9 protein-coding genes are annotated in these 7,515 nt (G+C 48.3%); 2 read left to right on the top strand and 7 right to left on the bottom strand.

The annotated features are described in order from the left end of the window. From QUB52_RS28175 to QUB52_RS28160, 4 genes are all read right to left on the bottom strand, one after another. Positions 1-170: helix-turn-helix domain-containing protein (locus QUB52_RS28175; protein ID WP_332972761.1), on the bottom strand; the 170-nt coding region annotated here is incomplete at its 3' end. Between the two features lie 113 nt (positions 171-283). Next, positions 284-1,075, bottom strand: coding sequence for a transposase (locus QUB52_RS28170; protein ID WP_332976322.1), 792 nt, complete (start codon positions 1,073-1,075; stop codon positions 284-286). Positions 1,076-1,105: 30 nt separating this feature from the next. After that, entirely contained in the window at positions 1,106-1,297 is a 192-nt protein-coding gene (locus tag QUB52_RS28165) for a hypothetical protein (RefSeq protein ID WP_332970607.1), read from the bottom strand. A 389-nt stretch (positions 1,298-1,686) separates the two neighbouring features. Beyond that, entirely contained in the window at positions 1,687-1,839 is a 153-nt protein-coding gene (locus QUB52_RS28160) for a hypothetical protein (RefSeq protein ID WP_332976320.1), read from the bottom strand. Positions 1,840-1,853: 14 nt separating this feature from the next. On the opposite strand from QUB52_RS28160, the gene hmpF reads away from it, so the two are divergent. Beyond that, positions 1,854-3,602 carry a pilus motility taxis protein HmpF gene (hmpF, locus tag QUB52_RS28155; protein ID WP_332972756.1) on the top strand — a complete coding sequence of 583 codons (1,749 nt, stop codon included), beginning with the start codon at positions 1,854-1,856 and terminating at the stop codon, positions 3,600-3,602. Between the two features lie 2 nt (positions 3,603-3,604). Here hmpF and tilS read toward each other — a convergent pair whose 3' ends face one another. From tilS to ccsB, 3 genes are all read right to left on the bottom strand, one after another. After that, positions 3,605-4,735: a tRNA lysidine(34) synthetase TilS gene (gene tilS / locus QUB52_RS28150; RefSeq protein WP_332972755.1), complete on the bottom strand. Its 1,131-nt coding sequence runs from the start codon at positions 4,733-4,735 to the stop codon at positions 3,605-3,607. Positions 4,736-5,032: 297 nt separating this feature from the next. Continuing rightward, complete coding sequence (locus tag QUB52_RS28145) at positions 5,033-5,455, bottom strand: KGK domain-containing protein (protein WP_332972754.1); 423 nt, start codon at positions 5,453-5,455, stop codon at positions 5,033-5,035. 184 nt (positions 5,456-5,639) lie between these two features. Beyond that, positions 5,640-6,710, bottom strand: a complete 1,071-nt coding sequence (gene ccsB / locus QUB52_RS28140) for a c-type cytochrome biogenesis protein CcsB (protein ID WP_332972753.1) — start codon at positions 6,708-6,710, stop codon at positions 5,640-5,642. A gap of 278 nt (positions 6,711-6,988) precedes the next feature. On the opposite strand from ccsB, the gene QUB52_RS28135 reads away from it, so the two are divergent. Then, positions 6,989-7,515 (top strand): Rpn family recombination-promoting nuclease/putative transposase (locus tag QUB52_RS28135; RefSeq protein ID WP_332976319.1); only part of this gene is annotated, 527 nt, incomplete at its 3' end.

Raw genomic sequence — 7,515 nt, 5'->3', positions numbered from 1 at the left:
GCTTGAGTAATAAAAGTCTTTTGCAGATCTCCGTTACTTGGTAGCTTTTCGGATGAATTACATAATGCTAGTGAATCGTTCCATACAACGCGGCAACAACCGAACAATTTAGCAAGATTGTGAACTTGCCGAGGAGTTGGATATATGCGGTACTTGTATCTTTGTTTCATAAAACTATTTTAGCATCAGAACAACCATTGACATAAATAGATATGTTAAGAATATGACTCATTTGAAGAAAGAAAAGAAGGCGGTTGAAACCGCTGCCGACTTGTTCCCATGTCTAAAGCCAGGGGCTTGTGTCTCGCTTTTTGGTCAAATCGTGAGCGTGTTTCCCAAACCAATCATAGCGACGATTTACAATTTCTTCATATCTGCGGACTAAATTCTTTTTAGCTTTTTCACGGTTAGCCGAATCTTTCACCTGATTAAGAGAGTGTTTGCAACTAGCTTGATTGATGACAGTGAGAGATTGTTTAAGGAATTGAGGTGATGCAATTTTAGTGCCATCTGAAACTGTGAGAAATACTTTGAGACCAAAATCAAGTCCAGGGAGTTTACTCGTCTTGTACTTGATTTCTGACCAGGCAAATTCTTCAATCACTACGACCATAAATAACTCACTTAAGGTCAGTTTAATGGTTAAATTTTTGACCTTTTCTTCAAGTTCTCGGAAATTCCAATCTTGACAAACTCGACTCCTATTTTTAATTCTGTTTTCACCTATAAACTTGTAGTCAGCTTGTTTGAGCGTGAATGATTTATATTGGCGAACCTTCTTGGAATTCGGCGGGCGGACTCCTTTCTTATTGTGTTTAAGCAACAACCCATCGGCTTTTTCGATCGGCTGGCAAATGTCTTGTACTGCTTGAGTTACTAATTGTGAAAATAAATTTTGTTGCCGTATTTGGGCAATAAAAAATTGAACTTTGGCACAGTTTAAGTGCTGACACCACATCCGGGAGTCCCGTTTGTGTGCAATACAATGGCTGTAGATTGGTCTAACGGCATGAATTGACCGCTTGATGAATCTATTTCGTTTGTATTGATACAGCTTAAACTTTAATGTTTTCATACTACTATTTTACAGTGCATGATTGGGTTTTTAGATGAAGAATGATTGAGTTTTTTGAACTCCATTATTCCAGGCTTCCCAGCTTAAATAAAAAGCCGTCAAGCTGATGACGGGGCCCGAAGGCGACCTTTTCGGTAAGTCGGCCACGCTACCAGTCCACAAGCTGAAACCGTGGCAGAAAGCGGCATTCTCCCAGTGTAGAGTTTCACCTGGTATTTCCACTGTCGGCTAAACTCGTAGAATCCAGATCACACAATTATCCGGGCGTTGCGCGATCGCGCAACGTTGGCAGGGACGACTGGTTCAAGTCTTCGATCACCAAAATTTTGACGTTTACCGGGCGCTGTTGGTCTTTGCGGTTGAGTTATGTCTTAAACTATTGACTTTTTTGCTCCCCTGTGGCTCAGTCACAGGCTCGCTTGATAACTATTCTAAGGCAGCGTGGTTCAAATCCCTAGTCCGCCTGCCGAGGACACCCGCTTTGGATAATTAAGGGCGAGATCGCGATCGACCCGCAACTAAAGCCTGGTACAATTAGTAGAAAGTTTTTGACTGACTTACCTTTTTCGGCTTTGGGCTATGGTAGTCCCCGCAGTTTTGCTAGTCTTGAATCAAGTGGCATTAATACTGCTCTCCCATTCGTTGAGAAAGTGGGCGGCGGCAGTGCTTTCTAGACGCAGTGCCAGAGAAGCAGTGCTGTGCGCGAGTGCCGAAGACAGTTGAAAAAGGATGCTATCTCCCGATCGGGCAAACGACACCTTCATAGAGGACTATTAGTGTGCTGTATCTAGCAGAAGTACAAAAACAGAGAAGCGGCTTTGGTCTCGGTGGCGGTAAGGCTGAACTGAAACTGCTAGCTTGTCAGCGGGGCGAACATAATTGGAGCGCCGTACCGGGTGATGACGCGATTCCAGTTGAGGAAGCTAATAAGTTTAACGACGGCACGCTGGTGCTGGTGGAGTTGAGCGCTAGCAAGCAGGTGCAGCGAATTCAGGAGGCTGCCCGCCAGTTGGTGAGCATTCTGCAAAATTTCTCGCGATTGCAGGACAAGTTTAAGGATAAGGAGGAGGAAATTGAGCAGTGGAAAGCTTCTCTGACGTTTTCGAGTCAAGAGCTTAATCGCCGGGAAATGGAAATGCAAGCCCGCGAGGAGCAGTTGGCTCAGATGGAGGAGGAGTTGGAGCGGCTGGAGGCTCAACGCTCGGAAATTGAAGGTATTCGAGATGAGGCTAATGGATTGCGAGCGGAAGTCGATCGCAGCCGCGCCCAAATGGAGACGGCTTGGGAACAGTTGCGGGGCGAACAGCAGCAGGTGGCTCAGCAGCAGTCTCAGGCGGGGCAGGGGGCTGTGGTTGATGAGGAACAGGCACTGAGGATTCAGGGGTTGATGAACAAGCTGGGAGGAGCAATTTCTGCGGCTCAAGGGGTTCGGGAACAACTGAATCAGTCTGTTGGTGTTGTGGGGGCTCAGCAGGCAATTCTGGATCTGCACTGGCAGCAGTTGGAGCAAAAACGGGCAAATGCTGAGCAACGGCAGGAAGAGGTCGATCGACTTTTGCAGGGCTTCCAAAATCGCCAGGCTGAGTGGTATCAATCTCAAGATGTTTTGGCGCAAGCTCGTGGGGAGCTTAGGGGGCTGCAATGTACTCTCAGCGCTAAGCAGGCTCAGACTCAATCTATGTCTTTGCAGGTGAGTGCTGTTCAGGATATGTACCGGCAACTCTCCGGGCTGGCTTCTGGTTCGGGTTCGGTAGCTCTGGAACAGGTGGTGGATGTGTCTGCTCTGGAGAGGATGCCGATTGAGGAGTTGCAGGGGCTGGTGCAACATTTGCAGGAGGATTTGGAAAAGGTGTTCCGGTTTGTTAATGATCAGGAGGAGGAGTTGACTCTCCAGCAGGAGACAATTGAGGAGCTGCAAGCGAAAATTCAAGCTGCTAGCGAGTACGATCGCATGGCTTTGGAAAATGAAATGGCTGATGAACTCGAAAGTTATCAGATGTTGAATGAAACTCTGGTGGGACAGCGCCTCCGCTTGCAGGAACGGGAGAATGTTTTGAAGCAGCATCAGGCGGTGTTGTGGCGTCGCTTGGGTACTGCTAATCCTCAAAAAACGGAACCCGGAGATATTGATTTGGGGCCGATCGTCGCACAGCTCAAGATTCAATGCCAGCAGCAAAGCGAAGAATTGCAAGGGCTGGAAAAGGAAATTCAGCAGGTGGAGGAGGCTATATCTCAAATTGAGGGAAATGTCAACCGTCAAAATGGGGAAAGTGAGGCGAAACGCAATGAACTTAAGCAGTTGGAGCAGAATTTATTTAACGAGAAGGGTGCTGTGGCGGAACTCTGGGGGCGGGTGAATGTTTATCAAGAGATGTTGCAGCCGGTGCAGGACAATTTGAGTGGGCTGCGCCAAAAGCTGACAGCGGTGGGGGCTGAACTCGATCGCGCGCAGCAAACTGGAGAGCAGCAAGATCAGGTGGTTTCTGATTTGCGGCAAGCTCTTTCGGGTTTTCTGCCCAGCGCTTAAAATTAAATATCGATCCTCTTCGTTGGCGCAGCCCCCGTAGGGGCGGGCTTTGCTAAGGCGATCCAAGGTTTTTCGATTCGGGCGATGGCTCCTCCGGGAAATGGATCGGTTTGCGATCGATTGGGCGCTGAGATTAAGCTGGTGAGTTTTTCTACGCTGTCAAAACTGGGTGCGGAGGGTAATATTTGTTGCAATACTTGCCGCATTGCGCGCCGCTGTAAGGCTAAGGGTGCGTCTCGCAAAATCTGGCAATTTAGCTTGATTGGCAGTTGAATTTGCACCTGGGGGTTGTTTGTAGTTGGAGAGATGGCTCGCTGTAGTAAGTCGCTGGCTGCAAGTTCGAGATATTCGACATCGGCGCGGAGGAGTTCGGCTGTTTGGGAGAGGGCTGTCGATGCTCTTGGGTTGAAATGAGTTTCTAAATAGGGTAATAGTTGCGATCGAATGCGGTTGCGGGCATATTGTAAATTTTGATTGGTGGAATCTTCCCAAATTGGTAGTTTTTGGTCTTGACAAAATTGACCTGTTTGCGATCGGGTGATTTCGAGCAAGGGACGAACTAAATAGATTTGGGATTGGGGATTGTCGCCGGAATTCTCCAAACGTAAATCGGCAAGGGGGCGTGTCCAAGTGAGGGCGGAAAGTCCGTCGGCGCCGCTGCCACGAATTAGGTTGTAGAGGAGTGTTTCGGCGCGATCGCTGGCGGTGTGGCCTGTCACGATGTAGGAGTAGTTGTGGGCGATCCTCTTCGTTGATGAGCCTCCCGTAGGGGCGGGCTTCGCTAACGCAATTTCGGTTAAAGCTTGATACCGCCATTGTCTGGCGGCTGCTTCGGTTTTGGGGATGTCGGAGGCTGTTTGCAAATAGTAGGATATTCCCCAATTTTTAGCTAAATTTTCTACATGATTGGCATTGGATTGGGAATCGGAACGCCAGCGGTGATCGCAGTGAGCAATTGCTAATTGCCAGCCCCATTTTGGCTGCAAATCTAACAGTAATTTAATTAAGCACAGAGAATCTTGTCCGCCGGATACTGCTACTAACAATCGCTGATTTGAGGGCAGTATTTGTCTGTGTAGCAGTGTCCGGTGCAGTTGAGCGTGGAGGTGTGTCCAGTTTGAAGATTCAGGCATTACGGTTAACAGTTGTCAGTTGACAGTTGACAGTTGTCAGTTGACAGTTGACAGTTGTTAGGAAAGCAGTTGACAGTTGTTAGTTGTCAGTTGTCAGTTGACAGTTGACAGTTGTTAGTTGTCAGTTGTCAGTTGACAGTTGTTAGGAAAGCAGTGGGCGTGGCAGTATAGTTGCCGTTTGGCTTCGCTCAGGGTTGGCAGTTGTAGGAAGGCAGTGCAGTTTTAAGCTCTTCAATTCAAAACTCTGAATTTAAAGTTTAAAAATCTTCCTCCTTTCCCTCTCCCCTAAGTAGCAGCTTAGCTCCACATTCCTCGACTGTGGGGGTTGCTGTCTGGATACCTAGAAACAGGAAAATCGCTACTTATTTCTGTTGAGTCGCTGACATCTATTTGCTCATCTTGATAAGTTTCGTCGAAGCTCTCTGCGGCGTTGTTTTGGGGGCTGTCTGATTCTTCTGGGGCAGCGGGAAGGGCTTTTTGTTCTTCCACTTCTGCGAGGGGGATGAACTCTAGCCGCAATCTAACTTTTCCCTGTGTCCAGGCTTTTCCTGAACTTAGAAGTTCGCAATCCATGCCGTCGGTAAATAGTCTTTCTTCTAGCAATTTTGACTGCATAATCGTCATAAATTCCCCAACTTTGAATGTGCACTGGTACATTAAAGCTGTGGCAGGGGTAGACAAAACATCGTCTTCTTTGAGAAATATTTGCGACTCTTCCATGTCTATTTGCCTTTGAGTAAATTTGAGTAAAAAAGTCAGTTGAATGTTGACTTTTTTCGGTTGATTTTTTGATATCAAATCTGGTTAGACTTGGATACCTATGTGAGGGATTGGTGCGGTTCCGCTCGCGAGGGTTTCGCGAGGGAACAGCGAGCATTTAACGGTAACAAGTTGTCAGTTTTTATTAGAAAAACCAACCGTAGGAATGTAAACCTTTGCCTAACAGATTGACGCCTAGATAGCAAATCCAAACTACTACAAAACCTGTGGCGGCTAAAATTGCTGGGCGCCTTCCTTGCCAGCCGCGAGTGATGCGGGCGTGTAGGTAGGCTGCAAATACTAACCAGGTAATTAGTGCCCAAGTTTCTTTGGGGTCCCAACTCCAGTATGAGCCCCAAGCTTCGTTAGCCCAAACGGCACCGGCAATAATCCCCACTGTTAGTAATGGGAATCCTAAACCGATGATGCGATAGCTAATATTATCAAGAGTTTCTGCTAGATTCAAGCGCTGGGGCGAGAGAAGTTCTGCGGTTTGAGTTGGGGCGGTTGATGCGGTTTGAACGGTGGCTAATTCGAGCACTGCGGTGGTGCCCAAACCGTTATTGTTGGAGTTGAAAGATGGTTCGCTGAATGCTAGTGCGCTGTCGGCGACGGTTTCGATGGTTGGAGATTCGGGGTTTTGAGCGCGTTGGAGGCGGTAGTTGCCGTTGCGGCTGCTGTTGGTGCCGAAGGAACTGCCGGTGAGTTCGATTTTTTGGCCGCGGGTGACGATTAAAAATGCGATCGCCAGTAATGCTCCTACCATTAAGGTTGAGTAACTGAGCATCATGACGCTAACGTGCATCATCAGCCAGTTGGATTTGAGGGCGGGTACTAGGGGCTCTGCCGATTGCATGGTGTCGGGGAGTGTCAGGGCGGCAAAGGCGGTTATTGCCATTGCTACGGGGGCTGTGGCTACTCCGACTAAGCGCGATCGGCTCATGTTTTCGGCGACTAGGTGGATGGCGGTGATTCCCCAAACTAGGAAAAATAGGGATTCGTAAAGGTTGCTGAGTGGGAAGTAGCCGGCTTCTATCCACCTAGAACCGAGTAGGGCGGCGATGGAGAGGTTGGCGACGGCCATTCCTGCGCTTCCTAGGGCGGCCAGGTAGGGAATGCTGGGGAATGCTGCGCCTACCCAGTAGATGAGCATTGTTGTGAACAGGATGGCGAAGGAGATGTTGTCCAGCCAGTTCTGGAGTACGACCAGATCCATATAATTTACCCTCGTAAGGTTTTTACTTATTTTTGCTAACTAGATCGATCGTACTGGGCTTCGGGAGTTTTGGGTTTGGGATTTTGAATTTTTGTGGCAATTATGAGTTTTTGGCGGTTGTTGAGCTGCCCGCGGGCGATCGCGCGCTAGATGTGGACGCATCAAACAAGCTACTATTGACCCGCGAGACGACTGTCAACCGGGCGATGAGTCACGCTTGTTGATTCTGGCTTGCGGATTTTGGATAAGTTGCACAGGCTATAGGAGATTTTGACTTAATGCGTCGAGATTCAATCTTTTACAAGTTCTTTCAAGAAACTCCGACGCTGCTGTTTGAGCTATTGGAAGAGTCACCATTGAATGCAGAACAGTATCGATTTGACTCCGTTGCTGTAAAGGAACCGAAGTTTGAAATTGATGGGGTGTTTTTGCCACCGGATGCTGAGCCGGGAGTTGTCTATTTCTGTGAAGTGCAGTTTCAGCGCGATGAATTGCTTTATGAGCGATTGTTTGGTGAGTCGTTTTTGTATTTTTATCGCAACCGTCAGCGTTTTACTGATTGGGAAGCGGTGGTAATTTATCCGAGTCGATCGACTGAACAATCAGAAACCCATCCCTATCGATCGCTCTTGAACAGCGATCAGGTGCATCTGGTATATTTGGATGAGTTGGGCGCGATCGAACAGTTGCCCCTGGGAGTGGCGCTGATGGCTTTGACAACCCTCGATGAAGCGAGTACGCCGACAGTGGCGCGATTGTTGCTGGGGCGATCGCAGCGCGAGGAATCGGAATCGGCGAGTCGCGC

Origin of the sequence: Microcoleus sp. A6-C6 (assembly GCF_036705955.1) — a bacterium.
In the GTDB taxonomy this organism is placed as follows: Bacteria; Cyanobacteriota; Cyanobacteriia; order Cyanobacteriales; family Microcoleaceae; genus Microcoleus.
This window is presented reverse-complemented; position numbering and strand designations above follow the sequence as displayed.

Coding starts and splice junctions, on each gene's coding strand:
- QUB52_RS28145 (WP_332972754.1), bottom strand. CDS start 5,455: ATGGAAGAGTCGCAAATATTTCTCAAAGAAGACGATGTTTTGTCTACC.
- QUB52_RS28160 (WP_332976320.1), bottom strand. CDS start 1,839: ATGAAGGTGTCGTTTGCCCGATCGGGAGATAGCATCCTTTTTCAACTG.
- tilS (WP_332972755.1), bottom strand. CDS start 4,735: ATGCCTGAATCTTCAAACTGGACACACCTCCACGCTCAACTGCACCGG.
- QUB52_RS28170 (WP_332976322.1), bottom strand. CDS start 1,075: ATGAAAACATTAAAGTTTAAGCTGTATCAATACAAACGAAATAGATTC.
- ccsB (WP_332972753.1), bottom strand. CDS start 6,710: ATGGATCTGGTCGTACTCCAGAACTGGCTGGACAACATCTCCTTCGCC.